General features: G+C 71.2%; 21 protein-coding genes. 11 read left to right on the forward strand and 10 right to left on the reverse strand.

Annotated elements, in window-relative coordinates:
- Nucleotides 1-384: 384 nt before the first annotated feature.
- Complete coding sequence (locus ABZX22_RS17830; RefSeq protein WP_354909977.1) at nucleotides 385-1,569, forward strand: cytochrome P450; 1,185 nt, start codon at nucleotides 385-387, stop codon at nucleotides 1,567-1,569.
- Nucleotides 1,570-2,055: 486 nt separating this feature from the next.
- On the opposite strand, the gene ABZX22_RS17835 is transcribed toward ABZX22_RS17830, so the two are convergent.
- The 3 genes from ABZX22_RS17835 to ABZX22_RS17845 form a co-directional block, all read right to left on the reverse strand.
- On the reverse strand, nucleotides 2,056-2,892 hold the full coding sequence (locus ABZX22_RS17835) for an AraC family transcriptional regulator (RefSeq protein ID WP_354909980.1): 837 nt from the start codon (nucleotides 2,890-2,892) through the stop codon (nucleotides 2,056-2,058).
- A 194-nt stretch (nucleotides 2,893-3,086) separates the two neighbouring features.
- Entirely contained in the window at nucleotides 3,087-3,743 is a 657-nt protein-coding gene (locus tag ABZX22_RS17840) for a response regulator transcription factor (protein WP_354909982.1), read from the reverse strand.
- 263 nt (nucleotides 3,744-4,006) lie between these two features.
- Nucleotides 4,007-5,410 carry a histidine kinase gene (locus tag ABZX22_RS17845; protein WP_354909985.1) on the reverse strand — a complete coding sequence of 468 codons (1,404 nt, stop codon included), beginning with the start codon at nucleotides 5,408-5,410 and terminating at the stop codon, nucleotides 4,007-4,009.
- A gap of 120 nt (nucleotides 5,411-5,530) precedes the next feature.
- Here ABZX22_RS17845 and ABZX22_RS17850 point away from each other — a divergent pair, with 120 nt between their 5' ends.
- Complete coding sequence (locus ABZX22_RS17850; protein ID WP_354909988.1) at nucleotides 5,531-6,691, forward strand: DUF418 domain-containing protein; 1,161 nt, start codon at nucleotides 5,531-5,533, stop codon at nucleotides 6,689-6,691.
- A 105-nt stretch (nucleotides 6,692-6,796) separates the two neighbouring features.
- The gene (locus tag ABZX22_RS17855) at nucleotides 6,797-7,207 is read left to right on the forward strand and encodes a DUF2000 domain-containing protein (RefSeq protein WP_354909990.1); all 411 of its coding nucleotides are present in this window, start codon (nucleotides 6,797-6,799) and stop codon (nucleotides 7,205-7,207) included.
- On the opposite strand, the gene ABZX22_RS17860 is transcribed toward ABZX22_RS17855, so the two are convergent.
- Nucleotides 7,208-7,636 carry a DUF559 domain-containing protein gene (locus tag ABZX22_RS17860; protein WP_354909993.1) on the reverse strand — a complete coding sequence of 143 codons (429 nt, stop codon included), beginning with the start codon at nucleotides 7,634-7,636 and terminating at the stop codon, nucleotides 7,208-7,210. It lies immediately after the preceding gene.
- 79 nt (nucleotides 7,637-7,715) lie between these two features.
- Nucleotides 7,716-8,720: a GDP-mannose 4,6-dehydratase gene (locus ABZX22_RS17865; protein WP_354909995.1), complete on the reverse strand. Its 1,005-nt coding sequence runs from the start codon at nucleotides 8,718-8,720 to the stop codon at nucleotides 7,716-7,718.
- A 236-nt stretch (nucleotides 8,721-8,956) separates the two neighbouring features.
- On the opposite strand from ABZX22_RS17865, the gene ABZX22_RS17870 reads away from it, so the two are divergent.
- From ABZX22_RS17870 to ABZX22_RS17885, 4 genes are all read left to right on the forward strand, one after another.
- The gene (locus tag ABZX22_RS17870; RefSeq protein ID WP_354909997.1) at nucleotides 8,957-10,183 is read left to right on the forward strand and encodes a glycosyltransferase family 4 protein; all 1,227 of its coding nucleotides are present in this window, start codon (nucleotides 8,957-8,959) and stop codon (nucleotides 10,181-10,183) included.
- Nucleotides 10,177-10,884 (forward strand): methyltransferase domain-containing protein, encoded by a 708-nt coding sequence (locus tag ABZX22_RS17875; protein ID WP_354909999.1) that lies wholly within the window; start codon nucleotides 10,177-10,179, stop codon nucleotides 10,882-10,884. Before ABZX22_RS17870 ends, ABZX22_RS17875 begins: the two co-directional genes overlap by 7 nt.
- The gene (locus ABZX22_RS17880; protein ID WP_354910002.1) at nucleotides 10,881-11,906 is read left to right on the forward strand and encodes a prenyltransferase; all 1,026 of its coding nucleotides are present in this window, start codon (nucleotides 10,881-10,883) and stop codon (nucleotides 11,904-11,906) included. Before ABZX22_RS17875 ends, ABZX22_RS17880 begins: the two co-directional genes overlap by 4 nt.
- A 169-nt stretch (nucleotides 11,907-12,075) precedes the next feature.
- A complete protein-coding gene (locus tag ABZX22_RS17885; protein ID WP_354910003.1) occupies nucleotides 12,076-13,041 on the forward strand; it encodes a DUF1702 family protein in 966 nt (321 codons plus the stop codon).
- Nucleotides 13,042-13,145: 104 nt separating this feature from the next.
- Here the strand turns inward: ABZX22_RS17885 and ABZX22_RS17890 are convergent, their stop codons facing one another.
- Complete coding sequence (locus ABZX22_RS17890; RefSeq protein ID WP_354910064.1) at nucleotides 13,146-13,766, reverse strand: class I SAM-dependent methyltransferase; 621 nt, start codon at nucleotides 13,764-13,766, stop codon at nucleotides 13,146-13,148.
- Nucleotides 13,767-13,846: 80 nt separating this feature from the next.
- Between ABZX22_RS17890 and ABZX22_RS17895 the strand changes: the two genes are divergently transcribed.
- Genes ABZX22_RS17895 through ABZX22_RS17905 form a run of 3 tightly spaced genes read left to right on the forward strand, consistent with a single transcriptional unit; the run spans nucleotide 13,847 to nucleotide 15,568 of the window.
- Nucleotides 13,847-14,290, forward strand: coding sequence for a pyridoxamine 5'-phosphate oxidase family protein (locus ABZX22_RS17895; RefSeq protein ID WP_354910005.1), 444 nt, complete (start codon nucleotides 13,847-13,849; stop codon nucleotides 14,288-14,290).
- On the forward strand, nucleotides 14,287-14,478 hold the full coding sequence (locus tag ABZX22_RS17900) for a ferredoxin (RefSeq protein WP_354910008.1): 192 nt from the start codon (nucleotides 14,287-14,289) through the stop codon (nucleotides 14,476-14,478). The genes ABZX22_RS17895 and ABZX22_RS17900 overlap by 4 nt, the downstream gene beginning before the upstream one ends.
- A gap of 7 nt (nucleotides 14,479-14,485) precedes the next feature.
- Nucleotides 14,486-15,568 (forward strand): Zn-dependent alcohol dehydrogenase, encoded by a 1,083-nt coding sequence (locus ABZX22_RS17905; protein WP_354910011.1) that lies wholly within the window; start codon nucleotides 14,486-14,488, stop codon nucleotides 15,566-15,568.
- Between the two features lie 128 nt (nucleotides 15,569-15,696).
- On the opposite strand, the gene ABZX22_RS17910 is transcribed toward ABZX22_RS17905, so the two are convergent.
- The 4 genes from ABZX22_RS17910 to ABZX22_RS17925 form a co-directional block, all read right to left on the reverse strand.
- The gene (locus tag ABZX22_RS17910; protein ID WP_354910013.1) at nucleotides 15,697-16,944 is read right to left on the reverse strand and encodes a hypothetical protein; all 1,248 of its coding nucleotides are present in this window, start codon (nucleotides 16,942-16,944) and stop codon (nucleotides 15,697-15,699) included.
- On the reverse strand, nucleotides 16,941-17,444 hold the full coding sequence (locus ABZX22_RS17915) for a SigE family RNA polymerase sigma factor (RefSeq protein ID WP_354910015.1): 504 nt from the start codon (nucleotides 17,442-17,444) through the stop codon (nucleotides 16,941-16,943). Before ABZX22_RS17915 ends, ABZX22_RS17910 begins: the two co-directional genes overlap by 4 nt.
- Before the next feature lie 258 nt (nucleotides 17,445-17,702).
- Complete coding sequence (locus tag ABZX22_RS17920) at nucleotides 17,703-18,434, reverse strand: TetR/AcrR family transcriptional regulator (protein WP_354910018.1); 732 nt, start codon at nucleotides 18,432-18,434, stop codon at nucleotides 17,703-17,705.
- 63 nt (nucleotides 18,435-18,497) lie between these two features.
- Nucleotides 18,498-19,250 (reverse strand): Mut7-C RNAse domain-containing protein, encoded by a 753-nt coding sequence (locus ABZX22_RS17925; RefSeq protein ID WP_354910021.1) that lies wholly within the window; start codon nucleotides 19,248-19,250, stop codon nucleotides 18,498-18,500.
- A gap of 116 nt (nucleotides 19,251-19,366) precedes the next feature.
- Here ABZX22_RS17925 and ABZX22_RS17930 point away from each other — a divergent pair, with 116 nt between their 5' ends.
- On the forward strand, nucleotides 19,367-20,566 hold the full coding sequence (locus ABZX22_RS17930; RefSeq protein WP_354910023.1) for a serine hydrolase domain-containing protein: 1,200 nt from the start codon (nucleotides 19,367-19,369) through the stop codon (nucleotides 20,564-20,566).
- Nucleotides 20,567-20,578: the final 12 nt, after the last annotated feature.

Consider the following 20,578-nt stretch of genomic DNA (forward strand, 5'->3'; position numbering starts at 1 on the left):
ACCACGGTCCGGCACCCGCCGTACAGGTGGGAGCCCCGAGACCTCGGCATGTCGCGCCCCCGGCATCCTCTGATCCCGAGTCGAGAACCTGTATCAACAGGGCTCGGCCGGATCCTGCCGGCAGGCGGATGCCGACCCCTACAGAAGGACGGCCCCCAGCCTCCATCGACGGAGCCAGCCCACACGGCGGGGCGCGCACCCGCAGGAGGAGGCGTCTCCAGGCGTCTGCGCGGGCAGGTGTCACGACGGAAGAGCCGCCCATCCGGGACGGCGGCGGCACGCGGAAGGCACCGATCGGCGTCTTGACCGTTGTCCAGCCGTGTAATAGAACACGTTTCAATACATTGTCCTACCAAGCGCTTGATCAAGTCGAGGTGACGGCTCGTGCGCATCGATCTCGTCGATCAGGACCAGTACGCGACCTCCGGCCCCCCGCACGAGCAACTGCGCTGGCTCCGGGAACACGCGCCCGTCTACTGGCACCCCGGCGAGCCGGGCTTCTGGGCCGTCACCCGGCACGAGGACGTCACCCACGTCTCCCGCCACTCGGACCTGTTCTCGTCGGCGCGCAAGCTCGCCCTGTTCAACGAGATGCCCGAGGAGCAGCGCGCGCTGCAGCGGATGATGATGCTCAACCAGGATCCGCCCGAGCACACCAGGCGGCGCGCCCTGGTCAACCGCGGCTTCACCCCTCGCACGATCAGCGCCCTCGAGCAGCACATCCGCGACATCTGCGACGACCTCCTCGACAAGTGCTCAGGAGACACCGACTTCGTCACCGAGATCGCCGCTCCCCTGCCGCTCTACGTGATCTGCGAACTCCTCGGCGCCCCCGTCTCCGACCGCGACAAGCTCTTCACCTGGTCGAACCGCATGATCGGCGCCCAGGACCCCGACTACGCCGCCTCCCCCGATGAAGGCGGCGCCGCCGCCATGGAGGTCTACTCCTACGCCTCCACGCTCGCGGCCCAACGCCGCGTCGCCCCTCGCGACGACATCGTCACCAAGCTCCTCCAGCCCGACGAGAACGGCGAACGCCTCACCGAGAACGAGTTCGAGCTGTTCGTCCTGCTCCTCGTCGTGGCCGGCAACGAGACCACGCGCAACGCCGCGTCCGGCGGCATGCTCGCCCTCTTCGAGCACCCCGACCAGTGGGAACGGCTCGCCGCCGACCCCACGCTCGCCAGGACCGCGGCCGACGAGATCGTCCGCTGGGTCTCGCCGGTCAACCTCTTCCGCAGGACGGCCACCGCCGACCTCACTCTCGGCGGGCAACCCGTCAAGGCCGACGACAAGGTGGTTGTGTTCTACTCCTCGGCCAACAGGGACGCCGCCGTCTTCACCGACCCCGAGACGTTCGACGTCGGCCGCAACCCGAACCCGCACATCGGCTTCGGCGGCGGAGGAGCGCACTTCTGCCTCGGCAACCATCTGGCCAAGCTGGAACTGCGGGTGCTGTTCGAGCAACTGGCCAGGAGGTTCCCCCGGATCCGACAGACCGGCGAGGCCCGGCGGCTGCGCTCCAACTTCATCAACGGCATCAAGGACCTTCCCGTCACCCTCTCCTGAGGACACATCCGCAGAGCACGTCCGCAGGACACGTCCTACTGACGACACATCCGCAGAGGACGTCCTCAGGGCACGCCCGCAGAACACGTCCTCAGGGCACGTCCTCCTGAGGACACGTCCCGCAAAACACGCTCCTCCTGAGGGCACATCCGCAGAGCACGTCCGCAGGCGAACGCCTCCGGGTGCGCCTGACATCCCTGAAGGGCAGCTTCGACTCGCAGAGAGGGCACATCGAGGGCAACACGCCGACAGGGATACCGGGTACAGGGCACGCCGTCCACGAGCGCACCCGTCCAGCAGCCCTCACCGGCCGCGGCACTGGCGGCAACGGTCGGAGGTGGGGTTGCGATCGGGACGAAGGCGTAGCGACGCCAGAGACCTGGAAGGGACCCCGGACGGGGACTGGCGCGTTCTGGCCGCCGGTCAGGCGTGCTTCCTCGTCCGGCCTCGGTGTCCGCAGGAGCCGGCGAGCCGTCGTTCGGTGTGTCATCTTCTGGGAAGAAGGCCTGCCTGACGGTAGATGCCGGGGGTGACGCCGTAGGTGCGGGTGAACCAGCGGGTCAGGTGGCTCTGGTCGGCGAACCCCGACCGGGCGGCCACCTCGGCGAGGGGAAGCCCGCGGGCGATGAGGCGCCGGGCGATCCTGAGCCTGAGCTGGCGCTGGTAGTCGCTCGGCGCGAAGCCGTACGCCGACTGGAAGGCCCGGTAGACCGTGAAACGGCTGCACCCTGCGGCCTGGGCGAGGTCAGCGGCGGTGAGATCGTCCAGCGGCGAGTCGTCGAGGCGGCGGCGCACGCGTTCGGCGATGAGCTGGGCGCCGGTTAGCGGTGTGCCGCTGGGCAGGTCCCCGGTGGTGCTGCCGCGGCGGACCATCGCGGCGACCGTGGCCCTGAGCAGTTCGTCGCGGCGCAGGGTGGAGGCGCCACCGAGGAGGGCGCGGTGGAGGGCGTGCAACGTGTGGGCGAGCACGGGGTCTTCCAGGACGGGTGCCGTGAACAGGGGGAGGCCCATGCGGCTGCCCGTGCTGTCCTCCAGGGCGTCGGCGACCACCTCGGGGCCGATGTGGATGATCCGGTAGGTGAACCCGAACCGGTCCGCGGCGTGGCCGTCGTGGGGGTCGTCGGGGTTGAACGCCATGACCATGCCGGTGGCGCTGGTGTGGGCCGAGCCCCTGCACGTGAAGGCCTGCGCGCCGATCTCGGTGACGCCGAAGGAGTAGGTGTCGTGGCTGTGGCGGTGGTAGACGTGCTGCTCGAAGTGGGCGTGCATCGCCTCCAGCGGCCTGTCGGGAGAGCGCCAGTAGCGGGACCAGTCACGCGTCACCTTCCCATTGTGTCCGCCGCATCTGTGTCCGTCGCATCGTGTGGTCGGGGTTACGGACGGGGGTACCTGCCGGCTGTCCTGGTCGCGGGCGTACTCGTCGGCAGGCCAGGGCAGACCGTCGGCGAGCTCGCTCCACGACTACGCACCCCGCGCCTGAGCCGGGGGGCTCCGGGGCCATCAGGTGGGGTGGGCTGCTACCAGCCGCCCATCAGGCCGCTTTCCCAGGCCCAGGAGACGATCTCGACCCGGTTGCGGACGCCGAGCTTGGTCAGGACGGCGGAGACGTGGCCTTTGACCGTGCTGAGCGAGATGAACAGTTCGGCGGCGATCTCCTGGTTGGTGCGGCCTCTGGCGATCGCCCGGACGATCTCGGTCTCCCGTTCCGACAGCGGCTGCGCGGAACGGCGGGCGGCAGGGGCCCCGGAGGACGTCACGTGACGCAACAACCGCAGGGTGATCGACGGGGAGATGAGCGCGTCCCCGGCATGCGCCGCCCGGACGGCCTCCACCAGCAGGTCCGGTCCGGCGTCCTTGAGCACGAAGCCGACGGCGCCGCCGCGGAGCGCGCCGTAGACGTACTCGTCGAGGTCGAATGTGGTGACCACGACGACCCGCAGCGGGTCGGACACGCCGGGCCCGGCCAGAGCGCGGGTGACCTCGATGCCGTTGAGGCGGGGCATCTGGATGTCGACCAGGCACACGTCCGGGCGCAGCCGCCGGGCCAGGATGACCGCCTCGTCGCCGTCGGCGGCCTCGGCGACGACCTCGATACCGGGCTGGTCCTCGAGGATGACGCGCAGGCTGGCGCGCACCATCGCCTGGTCATCGGCCAGCAGGACACTGATCGTCATGGGCCCCCTCGCCCGGTCGTCATCGGCCCTTCCAGGATCGTCACGGGCACCCCCATCCCACCCTCACCAGCCCATCCACGAACGTCACACGCGCCCACTTCCCGCCGCCATCAGCCCTCCCCCGATCGTCACACACACCCCAACTCACGATCACCAAACCATCCAGGGCCGTCACGCACACCCCCACCCCACCGTCGCCAGCCCGTCCAGGGCCGTCACCAGCCCATCCACGAACGTCACAAGCGCCAGCTCCCCGACCGTCATCAGCCCTTCTGGGATGGTCTGGGTCGCTCCTTGGGATGGTCATCGACGTTTCCGGCAGGCGGGCGGGTGAGCGAGCGGGTGGGCAGGGGCAGGGTGGCGAGCACCGACCAGCCGGCCTGCCCCGGGCGGGGACCGGCGCGGAGCGTGCCGCCCAGCGCTTCCAGGCGTTCGCGCATGCCGACCAGTCCGTATCCGCCGCGGCGGTAGCGCCGTTCCGGGGCGGGCGGGGCGTCGTCGGAGACCTCCACCGTGACCGTGTCGTGCTCGCGGACGACGGTGACCTCGACGCATTGGGTGTGCGGGGCGTGGCGGGCCACGTTCGTCAGCGACTCCTGGACCACCCGGTAGACGGTGCTGCTCACCTCGGGCGGCCAGGCCGGCTCGTCCTCGCCGCCGGGCAGGCGCAGGCGTACGTCGGGTCCGTCGAAGCGCTCGACCAGGTCGGCGAGGCTCTCGCGAGGCGGCGTGGGCGGAACGGCCTCCCGAAGCAGGCCGACGAGGCGGCGGGTGGCGGTCAGCGCGTCGGAGCCGGCTGTCTCGATGTCGGACAGGGGTCCGCTCAGCCGGTCCGGCTGCTTGCGGGCGAGGACCTGGGCGGCCTGGGCCTGGAGCACGATGCCGGTGACGTGGTGGGCGACGACGTCGTGCAGTTCCCTGGCGAGTTGGAGGCGCTCGTGGCGGCGTACGTCCTCGGCCATGGCCCGGCGGCGGGCGGCCAGCAGGCGTGAGCACAGCCCGATCGCGACCCCGGCGAGCCATGCGCCGGCGTTCAGCGCCGTCACGGGCGGGAGGGGGGAGGCGGACGCGTGGGCGCTGAGCAGGCTGCTGGCGGCCACCGCCAGCCCACCGGCAGCGACGGCGCAGGCCTGGAGGACAGGAAGCGCCCTGACCGCCGACCCGACCAGCACGGACAGGGCCAGGGCCATGGCCGGGCCGGGCTCGGCCGGCAGTCCGCCGAACCGGGAGGCCAGGACGGCCGCCACCGCGACGGCCAGGCCGGCGACCGCCGCCCACGCCCGGCCGCGCCGCCGCGCCAGGGCGAGCCCGCACACGATCGCCCCGGCCACGCACCCGAACGTCCAGTAGCCGCCGCCCCAACTGTCCGCGACCCGATAGGCCCAGAAGGCCAGCAGACCGGCGAACACGACCCCGAGCCCGGCCTCGCCCGCCGCCCGCATACCTCGGACATCGGCCTTGGCCACCGTCCCCACCAGGAGTCTCAGCCTCGCCCGCCATCCCACACCTCGGACGTCGCCCTCGGCCACCGTCCCGACATCCCGAACCTCGGCCTCAGCCTCGGCCACCGTCCCGACGCACCGAACCTCGGCCTCAGCCGCCGTCGCCACGCCCCGGGCGCCGGCCTCGCCCTCGGGGCGCCCGTCCAGTCGATCACGGCCGTTCACGCGCTTCAGGCTAGGCCGCCGAGCCCTTGCGCTGAACCGGCCGAAAGTACGGTCCCGCTGCCGCGAACCCTGCTTTCGACCCGTGCCGCTCCCGGACCCGGGTCCGCAGGATGTGTCCTCATGTCCCGTGAAGAGTTCCACCCGTCCGATGAAGAATTCCGCCCGCCCCAGCACGCCCGGCTTCGACACCCCGGCCACCACGAGCCGGGCAGCACTGCTGCTCCCCCGCCCGGGCTGTCCGAGCAGGCAGGTCGCCACGTCGTCGCCCATGGGGAGCCGCGCTCGGCCGCCCGCCCTCGCATCGCCGCGCTCGACGTCGTCCGCGGGTTCGCCCTGTGCGGAATCCTGCTGGCCAACGTCAAGCCGATCGCCCACATGGTCGACGGCGCATCGGTCACCCAGCCCATGGTGGCGGCGAGTCAGGATGACGGCGCCTGGCTGGGGCTGTTCGTCGACCAGCGCTTCTTCCCGATCTTTTCCCTGCTGTTCGGGGTCGGCTTCTCGCTGCTGCTGGACTCCGCGGGACGGAAGGTCCCGCACCCGCGGGTGCTCCTGCTGCGCCGCCTCCTGGCGCTGCTCGCCATCGGCCTGGTTCACATGTTCGTGTTGTGGCGGGGCGACATCCTGACCATCTATGCCGTCGTCGGCCTGCTGGTGCTGCTGCCCTCGACCTGGCTGCCGCGCTGGGCCGTCGCGGGACTCGCCGCGGTCCTCCTGGTGTTGCCGCCGATTCTCGGCGGCAACGGCGTGCCGTTGGTGCCAGGGTTGTTCCTGCTGGGCTCGGCACTGACCCGGTACGGCGTGATCGACCGGATCGAGCGTGCCGTGTGGGGTCCGGCCGCGCTGGGCCTGCTCTTCGCGGCGGGGGCGGTGCCCGCCGTCCTGCTGCAGATCGAAACGCCGGCTGGTGACTCGCACCCCTGGTTCGGCCTCGCCGGGTTGCTGATCGCCGGTGCGTACGTGTGCGCTCTGCTGCTCCTGCTCAGAACGCCGCTGCGGCCGGCGCTCCAGAGGGTGTTCGCGCCGCTGGGCCGTATGGCGCTGACCAACTACCTGACCGCCACGCTCCTGGTCCTGGTGACCGCCCGTCTCATCGGCAGTTCGCCTGACGGCTGGACCTCGGCCATGGTCGTGGCGATCGCCGGCGCCATCCTCGCCGTGCAGTGGCTGTGGTCCACGCTCTGGCTGCGGAGATACCGCCAAGGTCCGCTGGAATGGCTCTGGCGCTGGGCCACCTGGGCCCGCCGCCCACCCCTGCGGGCCGGTGACGGCGGAGCGTGACCGCCGGCCGTACACGCGGGCAGGAGGAGCCCAAGGTGCGCAGCGGTGTTCCGGTGCGCACGAGCGTTCAAGACCGCCTGGCCCGTGCAACGGGAGGCTGGGCGCATGCGGTTCGATACGAAGATCGGCATCGTGGTCCGCCGGGATCTCGCTGTCTGGCAGAAGCTGAACGTCACCGCCTTCCTCTCCAGCGCTGTGGCGGGTGGGGAGCCCGAGACGGTCGGGCAGCCGTACGAGGACGGGTCGGGCAACGTCTACCTGCCGATGTTCAGGCAGCCGGTGCTCGTCTACGCCGGCGACGGGGAGGACCTCGCGCGGGTGCGCGAGCGCGCCCTGGCCAGGGGGATACGGGTGGCCGTCTACACCGAGGAGTTGTTCAAGACGGGCAACGACGACGACAACAGGGCCGCGGTGCGGGCGGTGGCGGCCGAGGACCTGCAGGTGGTGGGGTTGGCGCTCTACGGGCCCAGGAACACGGTGGACAAGGTCACCAAGGGGCTGTCGCTGCATCCGTGATCACCACCGGCGGCGGCGAGCGGCGCTCAGCCGGGCGAGGATGCGGGTGACCTCGGCCGGAGCGGGCTGCCAGCCGCATTCGATGAGGGCGTTGGCGACCTGCTCGACGAGGTCGGCGGAGCGGGCGGGGACGACGTCGCGCCTGACGGGGATGACCCGCCATCCCGCCTCGCGCAGGGCGGCGCGGCGGTTGGCGTCGCGCCGCCGGTCGGCGGGCGAGCTGTGGTGCTCGTGCCCGTCGTACTCGACGCCGAGGAAGTGCGCGGGCCAGCCGAGGTCGAGGTAGGCGAGCCTGTCACCCGGCAGGTCGACGCGGATCTGGGTGGCGGGTCTGGGCAGGCCGCCTTCGACGAGGATGACCCGCAGCCACGTCTCGCGGGGGGAGGCGGCGCCCCTGTCGGCCATGGCGAGCGTCTCCCCCACCGCCACGCGGGGCCGGCAAGGCCACAACCGTCCACACCCCGCGCCGGGGGGCAGGGCCGCCTACCGCCCGCACCCGCACCAGGGGTCAGGGCCAGGAGCTGTCCTGGTCGGGATCGCCCCCGTTGGAAAGCAGGCGGATGTCCGATTCGACCATCATCGCCACGAGTTCCTCGAACGACACCACAGGCTCCCACCCCAGTTGGGTGCGGGCCTTCTTCGGGTCGGCGCACAGCAGGTCCACCTCGGCCGGCCGGTGCAGCGCCTGGTCGCACACGACGTACCGCTCCCAGTCCAGGTCGGCCGCCTTGAACGCCGCCTCGACGAGTTCCCGCACCGACTGCGTGCGTCCCGTGCCGATCACGTAGTCCTCGGGCGCATCGGCCTGCAGCATGAGGTGCATCGCCTTGACGTAGTCGCCGGCGAACCCCCAGTCGCGCCGCGCCTCGAGGTTGCCGAGCCGCAGCTCCGAGGCGAGCCCCAGCTTGATCCGGGCCACCCCGAGCGACACCTTGCGCGTGACGAACTCGGCGCCCCGTCGCGGCGACTCGTGGTTGAACAGGATCCCCGACACGGCGTACATGCCGTAGGACTCCCGGTAGTTCTGGGTGAGGAAGTGCCCGTAGGCCTTGGCCACCCCGTACGGCGAGCGCGGGTGGAAGGAGGTGCGCTCGTTCTGCGGCGTCTCGCTGACCTGCCCGAACATCTCGGAGGACGAGGCCTGGTAGAAGCGGATGGAGGCGCCGCGCGAGGAGCACACCCTGATGGCCTCGAGCATCCGCAGCACGCCCATGCCGGTGACCTCGGCCGTCAGTTCGGCCTGCTCCCACGACATCGGCACGAACGAGATCGCCCCGAGGTTGTAGACCTCGTCGGGCCGCACCTTCTCCACCGCGGAGATCAGCGAGCCCTGGTCGAGCAGGTCGCCCCTGACGACCTGGACGTCGGCCAGCAGCTTGCGCATCCGGGACACCCGCGGGTTGGCCTGTCCTCTGGCCAGCCCCCACACCTCGTAGCCCAGGGAGAGCAGATGCTCGGCCAGGTAGGAACCGTCCTGCCCGGTGATGCCGGTGATCAGCGCGCGCCTGGCCAACGGGGTCCTCCATCGTTAGTCGTTGGGACGGGAATGTACAGCTAGGTCCCTGGTGAAGCAGCAACCGCCATAGAACGCGTTCCACCGAACGCCGTTCGGTCAGGCTAACTTCCCAGTTCGCGCGCCGTGAAAGCCAACCGAGGAACAATTCCACAAGAGGTCCCGCATACCTACCCAATGGTAAGGTGCGCAGACTAAGGTCATCTTTCACGGTACCGGTGGAGAAAGGGGTATCCGTGCGGATTGCGCTGCTTTCCTACCGGAGTAAGCCCACCTGTGGCGGTCAAGGCGTCTACCTCCGCCACCTCAGCAGAGAACTGGTCGCACTGGGTCACCACGTGGAGGTCTTCTCCGGCCAGCCGTACCCGGAGCTGGACGAGGGCGTCATCCTCAACAAGGTCCCGAGCCTCGACCTCTACCGCGACGAAGACCCCTTCCGCACCCCGAAGCTGCACGAGTACCGCGACTGGATCGACTGGCTCGAGGTCGGGACGATGTGGACGGCAGGCTTCCCCGAGCCGCTGACCTTCACCCTGCGCGCCTACCGCGAGCTCAAGAAGCGCGTCGGCGACTTCGACGTCGTCCAGGACAACCAGACCCTCGGGTACGGCCTGCTCGGCATCCAGAAGCTGTTCCCCGTCGTGGGGACCATCCACCACCCGATCAGCGTGGACCGGCGCATCGAACTCGAGGCGGCCACGGGCGCCAAGAAGCTGACCATGCGCAGGTGGTACGGGTTCGTCAGGATGCAGGCCAAGGTGGCGCCGAGGCTGAAGCCGATCCTCACGGTCAGCGAGTCGAGCCTGGCCGACATCCACCGCGACTTCAACGTCCCGCAGGCCAACATGCGCCTGATCCCGCTCGGCGTGGACACGCGCTACTTCCACCCGAGGCCGGACAAGCCGCGCAGGAAGGGCTCCATCGTCGCCGTGGCCTCCGCCGACTCCCCGATGAAGGGCGTCGCGACGCTGCTGCGGGCGGTCGCCAAGCTGGCCACCGAGCGCGACGTGAACCTTACCGTCGTCAGCAAACCGACCCCCGGAGGCCCCACCGAGCAGCTCGTCCAGGAGCTGTCGCTCCAGGACCGGGTCCGCTTCGTCCACGGCATCTCCGACGACGAGCTCGGCGAGCTGATCGCCACCTCGGAGATCTCCGTGGTCCCGAGCCTCTACGAGGGCTTCTCCCTGCCCGCCGTCGAGCACATGGCCTGCGCCACCCCGCTGGTCGCCAGCCGTACCGGAGCGCTGCCCGAGGTGGTCGGCGACGCGGCGGTGCAGGTGGCGCCGGGCGACCCCGAGGAGCTCGCCGCGGTGCTGCGCCGCCTGCACGACGACCCCGAGGAGCGCGAGCGGGTCGGCAAGGCGGGCTACGACCGCGTGATGGAGCGCTACACCTGGCACGTCGTCGCCAAGAAGACCGTCGAGGCCTACAGAGAGGCCATTGAGGAGTTCGGCAAGTGCTGACCGTCGACTTCACCCGGCTGCCCGTCGGACCGGGCCATCGGGTGCTGGACCTGGGCTGCGGCGGCGGCCGCCACGCCTTCGAGGTGCTGCGCAGGGGCGCGGACGTGGTCGCGTTCGACATGGACCAGGCCGAGCTCGACGGCGTGAAGTCGATGTTCGCGGCGATGGAGGAGGCCGGCGAGGCCGAGGGCACCGGCGAGACGGTCCAGGGCACCGCGCTCGACATGCCGTTCGAGGACGACAGCTTCGACCGGGTGATCGCCGCCGAGGTGCTGGAGCACATCCACGAGGACACGACCGCGATGCGGGAGATCCTGCGGGTGCTCAAGCCGGGCGGGCTGGCCGCGATCACCGTGCCCGCGTTCCTGCCCGAGCGGATCTGCTGGGCGCTGAGCGAGGCCTACCACACGGCTCCCGGCGGGCACATCAGGATCTACACGCTGGCGGAGCTGAGGGCCAAGCTGAAGGCGACGGGCTTCAGGGTGGGTCCGCACCACTACGCGCACGGCCTGCACGCGCCGTACTGGTGGATCAAGTGCGCGGTCGGCGTGAACAATGACGACCACCCGCTGGCCAAGGCGTACCACAAGCTCCTGGTCTGGGACATCATGAAGCGCCCGCGGACGACCAGGGTGGCCGAGGCCGTGCTGAACCAGGTCGTCGGCAAGAGCGTGGTGCTCTACATCAGGAAGCCTGCGTGATCACGCGGGAGCACGTCCTCCGGACAGCGCTGAGCATCTCGGCCATCCAGGAGGGCGACGGCGGCGTGCCGTGGCCCGAGGGGCACGTCGACGCGTGGAACCACGTCGAGTGCCTCATGGCCATGGCCGTGGCGGGCCTCAGGGACGAGGTCGAGCGCGGCTACGCCTGGCTGGCGGCCCACCAGCGCGAGGACGGCTCGTGGCCGATGAAGCTGGTCGCCGGCGAGGCGGTCGAGCGGGGCGGCGAGACGAACCACGCCGCCTACGTGGCCGTCGGCGCCTGGCACGACCTCCTCGTCACCGAGGACCTGGACGCGGCGCACGGGCGCTGGGGCATGGTCAAGAAGGCCTTGGACTACGTCGTCGACCTCCAGACCCCGCGCGGCGAGATCGTCTGGGAGCGTGACGCGGAGGGCCACCCGTCCGGCTACGCGCTGCTGACCGGTTGCTCCAGCATCCACCAGGGCCTGCGCAGCGGTGTCCTGCTCGGCGAGCGGCTCGGCGACCCGCAGCCCCACTGGGAGCTGGCCGCCGACCGTCTGGCCAACGTGCTGCGGAACCATCCCGAGGCGTTCGCCGACAAGAGCCGCTTCTCGATGGACTGGTACTACCCCGTGCTCGGCGGCGCCGTCCGCGGCGACCTGGCCTTCGACCTGCTCGACAAGGAGTGGGACACCTTCGTCGTGCCCGGCCTCGGCATCCGCTGCGTGTCCGACCAGCCGTGGGTGACGGGCGCGGAGACCTGCGAGCTCGTGCTCGCCCTCGACGCCGTCGGCGACCGCGAGCGGGCCGGACGGCTGTTCGCCGACATGCAGCACCTGCGGCACGAGGACGGCTCGTACTGGACCGGCTGGCAGTTCGTGAACCGCAAGCACTTCCCGCACGAGCGCTCCGGCTACACCGCCGCCGCCGTGATCCTGGCCGCCGACGCCCTCTCCGGGTTCACCCCGGCCGCGGGCCTGTTCCGCGACATCCCCGTCTCCGGGCAGACCAGCCCCTCCCTGTACGGCGAGCGTTCCTGATCCCGCACGGCGCTTCCCGGCCGCCGGCACCCGCAAGCCGTTTTATCGCTTCTTTGCCACAGGGGGCGGAGCGCCGCCGAGGGACGCCGCGACGCGCTCACTAGGTTCGTCAGTGGCCGTTCGATGCGTCTTCGGGGGAAGAGTGGGCGACACGGGCACGCTTGCGTTGTTGGAGCAGGTCACGACCGATCCGACCGTCTCCCCTTCGTCGGGGCTCCGGCGCCTGCTGGCGAAGGACCCTGCCGAGGCCGACCTCGGCAGGCGCCGCTTCCGCCTGCGGTCGGGGCCCGCCCGAGCGGCCATCGAGCGCTCCGAGCGGTCGTACGTCTTCGGTTACAACGCGGTCCTGTCCCGCGAGACGGGCAGGATCGACGAGCTCTCACCCGAGCAGCGCGGTTTCGGGTACGCGGGCGCCGCCACGGCGTGCGCGACCCTCGACCTGCTCACCATGACCCGGGGCCGGCGCCTTCGCGAGCTACTAGCCGGCCCCGCCATACGGCACCAGCACCTCGCGTACCTCGGCGCCGGCCGGGCGTACGCGGGGCTGCGGGTCCGCCCCCTGCAGGGTCTCGGCGGCACGCATCCGCTGCTGCGCTGGCTGGCGGTCGACGGGTTCGGTTTCCAGCGCTCGCTCGCCCGCGCCGACCGGATGGTGGGTGAGCGCGCCGTTCCCCGCCTGCTCACCAGGAGCCGGCGCGCGCTGTTCGACCAGGGGCTGGGGCGCATGCTCTGGTTCCACGACTGCGCCTCGCCGGAGGACGTCTCGGCGCGCGTCGCCGAGTATCCGGCGACGCGCAGGGCGGACCTGTGGAGCGGCGTGGCGTTCGCGGCCACGTATGTGGGCGGCGCGGACCTGGACGAGCTGTGCAGGCTGACCGCCTACGCCGCCTCCGACGGCTTCCGCGCCCATCTGACGCAGGGCGCGGCCCTCGCGGCGGCCGCCATGCTCCGCGAGGGGCACCTGCCCGGCCACGCGGAGCACGCCGTCCAGCTGATGGCGGGGGCCGAGCCCGAGCAGGCCGCCGCGTGGGCGGACCGGGCGCTGATCGAGCTCGGTCACGACCCGCACAGCCCCGAGGACTTCCTCTCCTGGCAGGCCCACACCCGCCGCGCGTGGCTCCGCAGGAACCGGTGAGGGGCTGCCGGCGGCGCCGCGCTCACTGACTGCACCGGACCCGGCTCCATGAAGGCGTGCCCTGGCCGCAGGAAGGCGGGACCGGCCGTGGAAGAAGGGACCGGCTAGCGCAGGCGGGTCAGGACGCGGAGCGAGCCCGTCACCGAGGTCTCCTCGAAGGCGCCGGTCTCCAGCGCGCGCAGATACACCCGGTACGGCGCCTGCCCGCCGTCGGCCGGATCCGGGTAGATGTCGTGGAAGACCAGCGCCCCGCCCACCATCACGTGCGGTGACCAGCCCTCGTAGTCGCGCGTCACCGGCTCGTCGGAGTGGCCGCCGTCGATGAACAGCATCGCCAGCGGCGTGTTCCACAGCCGCGCGACCTGCTCCGAGCGGCCCACGATCGCGATGACCTCGTCCTCGAGGCCCGCCTCCGCGATGGTCGTGCGGAAGGTCGGCAGGGAGTCCATCTTCCCGAAGCGCGGGTCGACGAGCGTGGGATCGTGGTGCTCCCAGCCCGGCTGGATCTCCTCCGATCCCCTGTGGTGGTCGACCGTCACCACGACCGAGCCGGTCAGGCGGGCGGCGGCGCCGAGGTAGACGGCCGACTTGCCGCAGTAGGTGCCGATCTCGCAGATGGGGCCGCGCGTGCCGTACCGGAGGGCGGCCCTGAACAGCGCCATGCCCTCGTCGGCGGGCATGAACCCCTTGGCGCGCTCGGCGGCCAGCAGCAGATCGGGCGGCATCTCCATGACGAGCACCTTACTCACGACTCGAACCGAACATTCCTCTTGAACGAGATTCTGGAACCTGTTCTACTTGGCACGTGAACCAGCGCGCCCGCATCGCGATGTCCGACGACGACATCGCCGCCTTCCTCCAGGAGTCGCGCAAGCTGCAGCTCGCGACCATCAACCCGGACGGCACCCCGCACCTGGTGACCATGTTCTACGCCCTGGACGCCGGCCGGATCGCCTTCTGGACCTACGGCAAGGCGCAGAAGACCCGCAACCTGGAACGCGACCCGCGGGTCAGCTGCCTGATCGAGTCGGGCGACGACTACGCCGAGCTCCGCGGCGTCCTGGTGTACGGCGTCGCCGAGCAGGTCGAGACGACCCTCGACATCGGCATGGAGATCGCCCGGCGGATGACCCCCGGCGTGCCCGACGAGCTGCTCAGGGAGTACGTGGAACACACCGGGAAAAAGCGCGCCGCGTTCGTCGTGGAGCCGACCAGAGTGGTCTCATGGGACCACAGGAGGCTGTCATGAAGATCAAAGTCGATTACCTGGTCTGCGAGGCCAACGCCGTGTGCATGGGGCTCGCGCCCGAGGTCTTCGAGGTGGACGACGACGACCAGCTGCACATCCTGCTGCCTGAGCCGCCGCCGGAGATGTTGGACCGCGTCCGCCACGCGGTGCGGTCATGTCCGAAAGCCGCCCTCTCACTCGAGGAGTGAACCCCCCATGCGCGCAGCGCTGCTCCACACCGTAGGAGACGACAAGCTCGACATCCGCGACGACATCACTCTCGCCCCCGTCGGCCCGGCCCAGGTGCGCGTCAAGATCAAGGCCACCGGGGTCTGTCACTCGGACCTGTCGGCGATGACCGGCGCTCTTCCGCAGCCGGTGCCGCTGGTCCTGGGCCACGAGGGCGCGGGCGAGGTCGTGGAGGTCGGCGACCACGTCACCTCGGTCCAGCCGGGCGACCACGTCATCATCAACTGGCGCCCCGCCTGCCAGGAGTGCGCGCTGTGCGTGGGGGGCCAGCCGTACCTCTGCATGAAGTACGTCGTCGAGTCCTTCACCACCGGCACCTTCCGGATGGGCGACACGATGGTGTACGGCATGGCAGGGAGCGGCACCTGGGCGGAGGAGATCATCGTCCCGTGGCAGGGAGCGATCAAGGTCGATCCCGCCGTGCCGTGGGAGGCGGCCGCCCTCATCGGCTGCGGCATCACCACCGGCGTCGGTGCGGCCGTCAACACCGCGCGCGTCCGGCCGGGCTCCACCGTCGCCGTCATCGGCTGCGGCGGCGTCGGCCTGTCGGTCATCCAGGGCGCCCGCATCTCGGGCGCGCGCACCATCCTCGCCGTCGACCCGCTCGCCGCCAAGCACGAGCTGGCGCTGAAGGTCGGCGCCACCCACGCCGTCACCCCCGACGACCTGCCGGGGGCGCTCCAGGAGCTCACCGGCGGACAGGGCTTCGACTACGGCTTCGAGGTCGTCGGCAAGTCGGCCACCATCCAGAGCGCCTGGCAGCTCACCCGCCAGGGCGGCGACGTCATCGTGGTGGGCGCGGGCGCCATGGACGACATGGTGTCGATCTCGGCCTTCAGCCTGCTGTTCGAGGGCAAGAACCTGCTCTCCTCGCTGTACGGCGAGGCCGACGTCAGGCACGACTTCCCGTACTTCGCGGAGCTGTACAAGGCGGGCCAGCTCGACCTCGACTCGCTGATCAGCGCCCGGATCAAGCTGACCGACCTGAACGAGGCGGTGGCGGCGTTGCGCAACGGTGAGGCGCTGCGCCAGATCGTCCTGTTCGACTAGCGAGGCGGGCGGGCGGCCGTGGGGGCCTCCTCCACGGCAGCCACCACGCATCCGCGAGCGCCGCTCACCTGGGCCGCCCGGGTGAGCCCGTGCGTCCGTCACTCGGCCGGCGACCTCAGGCTCCAGCCCTACGGGATCTTCGACAGGTCGAGGACGACGATCTCGTCCCCGACGGGGTAGGCCATCAGCCGTTCGTCCAGCGCCGGCTGGGGGGAGGCGACGCTGTTGTCCTTGCCCATCCGGATCCCGAGGTCGGCGGCGGTGCCGGTGGCCAGGTCATGAAGCGCCATCCCGCGGGCGTTCGCGTCGCCGGCGAGCGCCGTGTGGAAACGGTCTCGCGCCGGCAGGCGGTGGAAAGTGAAGCCGCCGGGGAGCTTCCGCTCCCCGGACCCGTCGCGCAGCCGGACGAACGCTTCCCTGCCGCCGGCGCGGAGACCCATGCACGATGTCACGCCGCACCTGACGTCCCGCTCGCCGGGCCGGGTGACAGCGGTCCTGGTCTCGCCGGTCTCGACATTGCGTATCTCGCCGAACCGCACCCCGTCATCAGGGCCGTACCAGCCGCCCGGACCGATCCACGGCCCCTTCAGAACGTGCAGCCTCTCGGCGTCCGGCACCGGTTCGGTGGTGCCGCCGTCGAGTGACACCCTGAACACGCCTCCGCTGCGGAAGGAGAACGTGATCCTGCCGTTCGCGACCGCCGGCGGGTCCAGCGCGGCGTCGTTGTCGCGCTCCTCCGTCGGGACGGTGGCTTTCCGCTCGGCCACGAGCTTCGCCTGGCCGCCGGTCACCGGCACCGACCAGAGCTGCGCGACGCCTTCCTTGTTCGCCGTCCACCACACGATGTGACCGTCGCCGATAGTGAAGTCGGAGGCGAACAGCACCGTCCCCTCCGGTGTCGGCACGTCGGCGAGTCGGCGCGCCTCGTGCGTCTCGAGGTCGTAGGCGAACAGGGCGTCGGCCTTCTCGAAGCTCGCCTGGGTCTCGACCAGCACGGTCCGGTCGTCGATGAAGGCGACAGGCTGGAACCTGCTGCCGCCCGGCAGCCTCGCGGGGAGCTTGTGCACCGCCTGCGGCCATACCTTCTCCACCGGCTCGGGCAGTGCTCGGTCCGCCGGCGCAGCAGTGGCGACCTCGGCGCTGACTGTGGCTCGGGGATTGCCCAAGGTCGGAGCGGCCGGCCCCGGCCCGGTCAGGACGAACGTGGTGCCGCCCGCGAGCACGGCCACCGCCGCGGCCGCGAGCGCGGCCTGCGTGCGCCGCCTGCGCTGCCGATGGCGGGCCTCCACCTGGGTGGCGAGTGCGCCGAGCCGGCGTGGCGCCCGCTCGGCCGCGTGGCCGAGGGTGCTGCGCAGGGTCTCTTCAAGATCGTTCATCGCACGCTCCTCTTCTGGGCCGTCTCTGGAATCGGTAGGGCGGCGCGGAGCTTGTCCATCGCCCGCGAGGCCTGGCTGCGCACGGTCCCGGTCGAGATGCCGAGCAGGTCGGCGATCTCCGCGTCGGTCAGCTGCTCGTAGTACCGCAGCACCAGGACCGTGCGTTGCTTGCGCGGCAACTCGGCCAGCGCTTCCCACAGGGCCTGCTCGTCCCCCGTCGGCAGCGTGTCGTGATGCTCAGTCTCGGGCGGGCTCCAGACAAGGTGCTCGCGCCGCCGTCGTCGCCAGGCGGCTACGTGCAGCCTGGCCATCGTGGTACGCGTGTAGCTCTCCGGGCGGTCCTTCAGCCGTACCCGGTGCCAGGCGCCGCGCAGCTTGAGCAGCGCCTCCTGAACCAGGTCGGCGGCGTCGTGCGCGTTGCCCGTGAGCACGTAGCCGTAGCGGAGCAACGCATCACCACGCTCCGCCACGAATTCCGCGAAGCGGGAATCGGATTCCAACTACCTTCGCCTTTCGTCGTTCCTTCACGACCTTGAAGGAGTTCGGCCGCGAAGTGTTGCATCGCAGGCGCGCACGACGTCCGCCGCTGTGCGGGCGGGGCGGTGCCGGAATCGGGGTCTCGAGCGGGGCGGCTGCCGTCCGGCGTCGAGCACCGGGACGACGTCGGCAGGGAAGCGAACGGTCGAGCCGCTGGTCACGGCGGCCGGGCGAGCGCCGTCAGGTGAGACGTCGGCGCGGGGCTCGACGCCTGCCCGGCCTCACCCGGTGGCGGCGAGGCGGACGGCCAGGCCGTCCAGGACCCGGTCCAGGCCGTAGCCGAAGTTCTCTTCGCGGACCTTCGCGGGATCCCCCTCAGGAGGTGAGAAGCCGTCACGAATGCGCGGGTGGTCGCTCACGGCCGCCTCGGCGGCCGGACGCAGGCTCTCCAGCCATTCCCGCTCGCTCAGGCCGCTGCGGGCGAGCAGCGACAGGTAGGCCGCCTCGCTGGTGCCCATCCCGATGACGTAGGCGATGAGCGTGTCCATGGCCCTGTTGGCCTCGCCGGGCGCGAAGCCCGCCGCCTCGAACAGCGCGATCATGCGGCTCGACTGCCGGACGAGGTTGGGCCCCAGGGAGGCCAGGCCGACCTGGCCGAGCACGGCGGCGATCCAGGGGTGGCGCAGGATCATCGCGCGCAGGCTGTGGGCGCATTCGGTGGTGGCCGACCGCCAGCCGGCGGGGCCGTCGGCGTCGGGCACCCGCATCTCGCCGTAGACCTCGTCGACGACCAGCTCGATCAGCTCGTCCTTGCTGGCGACGTGGCGGTAGAGCGAGGTGGCGCCGGCTCCCAGCCGCTGGCCGAGGCGGCGCATGCTGAGGGCTTCGAGGCCCTCCTCGTCCAGCAGGCGTACGGCCTCGGCCACGATGTGCTCCCGGCTCAACACCGGCTGCTCCCGCTGGCGGCGGGGACGTACCCACACCGAGGGAACGGGCTTGCTGTCGGATGGCATGGGCCCTCCTCTCCGAAAACACGATAGCGCACACTGTACGCAGGTGCGCACGGTAGCAGGACGTCAGCCGCCGGTCGCGGGGTGGGCGTAAGCCGTACGGACGATCTCCTCCAGGTGGTCGCTGTGCGCCCCGCGCCAGTAGACCTGGCCGCACTCCCCGCACTGGCCGTAGGCGTCGTAGTTGCGCCGGGTGCCGGCCTCGAGCAGCGGCTCGACCTCCTCCTTGCCGACAGCGACCAGTTCGCCGTTGCACGCGGTGCAGCGCGTCCACGGGCGCAGCGGCGGCGCGAACCGTCCGAGCAGGTCGCGCAGCTGATCGTCGGCCCGCGACCCACGCACGTACGCGCCCAGCCACAGCGCGCGGCGGCGCAGCAGCCCGCGGTCCTGGGTCAGCAGGACCCGCCGCTCGGCGTTGGCCTGGGCGACCAGCGAGGGGTCGTCCATGTCGTTGTGGTAGGCGGTGTCGATGCCCAGCAGCCGCAGCCGCCTGGCCAGGGTGCCCAGGTGCACGTCGAGCAGGAAGCGGGGCCCCTCGGGCAGCCGCTGCGGGCGCGGCACCGGGGGCACCTCGATCACGTCGCCGGCGGCGGGCTGGTACGACGGCTCGACGCCGCTGTCACCGGCCCGCATCGGACCGACCTCGGTCAGCGGGACGCCGAGCGCCTCGACCAGGTGCCCGAGCGTGGCCGTGCCGTCGAGCGGCACGTCGTGCCACTCCTGGCGGCGGGCCACTGGGAGGAACAGTCTCAGCTCTTCGGCGATGCGGAGGCGTACGACCACGTTGCCAGCATGCCATCGGGAGCGACGTGAGCGCATGCCCGTTCTCTCGCGAGGCGCATGACGCGAACATCATGCGCGCTTGCGTACAACCATCCTCCTGCGTACAGTGTTCGCATCAAGAGCACATCGTTCGCAGGAATGAGGGAATCGCGATGCCGATCAACGGTCTGTCGAAGGAGCGCCTGGGCAGGATGCACGACGTCCTGGCCGGTCATGTGGCCTCCAGGGCGGTTCCCGGGCTGGTCGCGCTGGTCAGCCGGGGAGACGAGACGCACGTCGAGGCGATGGGCACGATGCACGCGAACGGCGGGGCGCCGATGCGGCGGGACACGATCTTCCGGATGGCCTCGCTCAGCAAGCCGGCGACCGCCGCGGCGGTGATGATCCTCGTCGAGGAGTGCCGCCTGCGGCTGGACGACCCGGTCGAGACCTGGCTTCCCGAGCTGGCCGACCGCCAGGTGCTCGCGAGCATCGACGCCCCGCTGGAGCAGACGGTGCCCGCGCGCCGGTCGATCACCGTGCGCGACCTGCTGACCTTCACCTTCGGGTTCGGGGTGGTACTGGCGCCGCCGGACACCTACCCGATCCAGGTCGCGGTGCGCGAGCTGGGCCTGGACACCACCTCGCCGGCGTTCGGCCCCGACGAGTGGATCCGCCGGCTGGGCACGCTGCCACTGATGCGCCAGCCGGGAGAGCTGTGGCAGTACCACACCGGCTCGGACGTACTCGGCGTGCTCGTCGCCCGGGTCGCCGGCCAGTCGTTCGGGACGTTCCTGCGCGAGCGCCTGTTCGAGCCGCTCGGCATGAGGGACACCGGCTTCCACGTGCCCGCCGACCGGATCCACCGGCTGCCGACCAGCTACGCCCACGACCCGAGCACCGGAGCGCTGGTCGTGTGGGACGAGGCCGCAGGCGGGAAGTACGGCCGGCCCCCGGTCTTCGAGGCGGGCGGCGACGGGCTCGTCTCGACCGTCGACGACTACCACGCCTTCTACCGGATGCTGCTGAACAAGGGCGGCTTCGGCGGCACGCGCGTCCTGTCGCGCGCCTCGGTCGAGCTGATGACGACGGACCACCTCACGCCGGAGCAGAAGGTCGAGAAGGACGCCTTCGGCGACCACTTCGGCCGGCACGGCGGCTACGGCTTCGGGATGGCGGTCCGCACCCACCGGCGCGATCTGGCGTCCGTGGGACAGTTCGGCTGGGACGGCGGCCTGGGCACGACCGCCTACGCCGACCCGGCCGAAGGGCTCACCGGGATCCTGCTGACCCAGGCCGCGATGGACTCGCCGGACACGCCCCGCCTGCACCGCGACTTCTGGACCACCGCCTACCAGACGATCGACGGCTGATCCGCCCGGCGC

It is taken from the genome of Nonomuraea sp. NPDC003804 (assembly GCF_040610675.1).
Lineage (GTDB): Bacteria > Actinomycetota > Actinomycetes > Streptosporangiales > Streptosporangiaceae > Nonomuraea.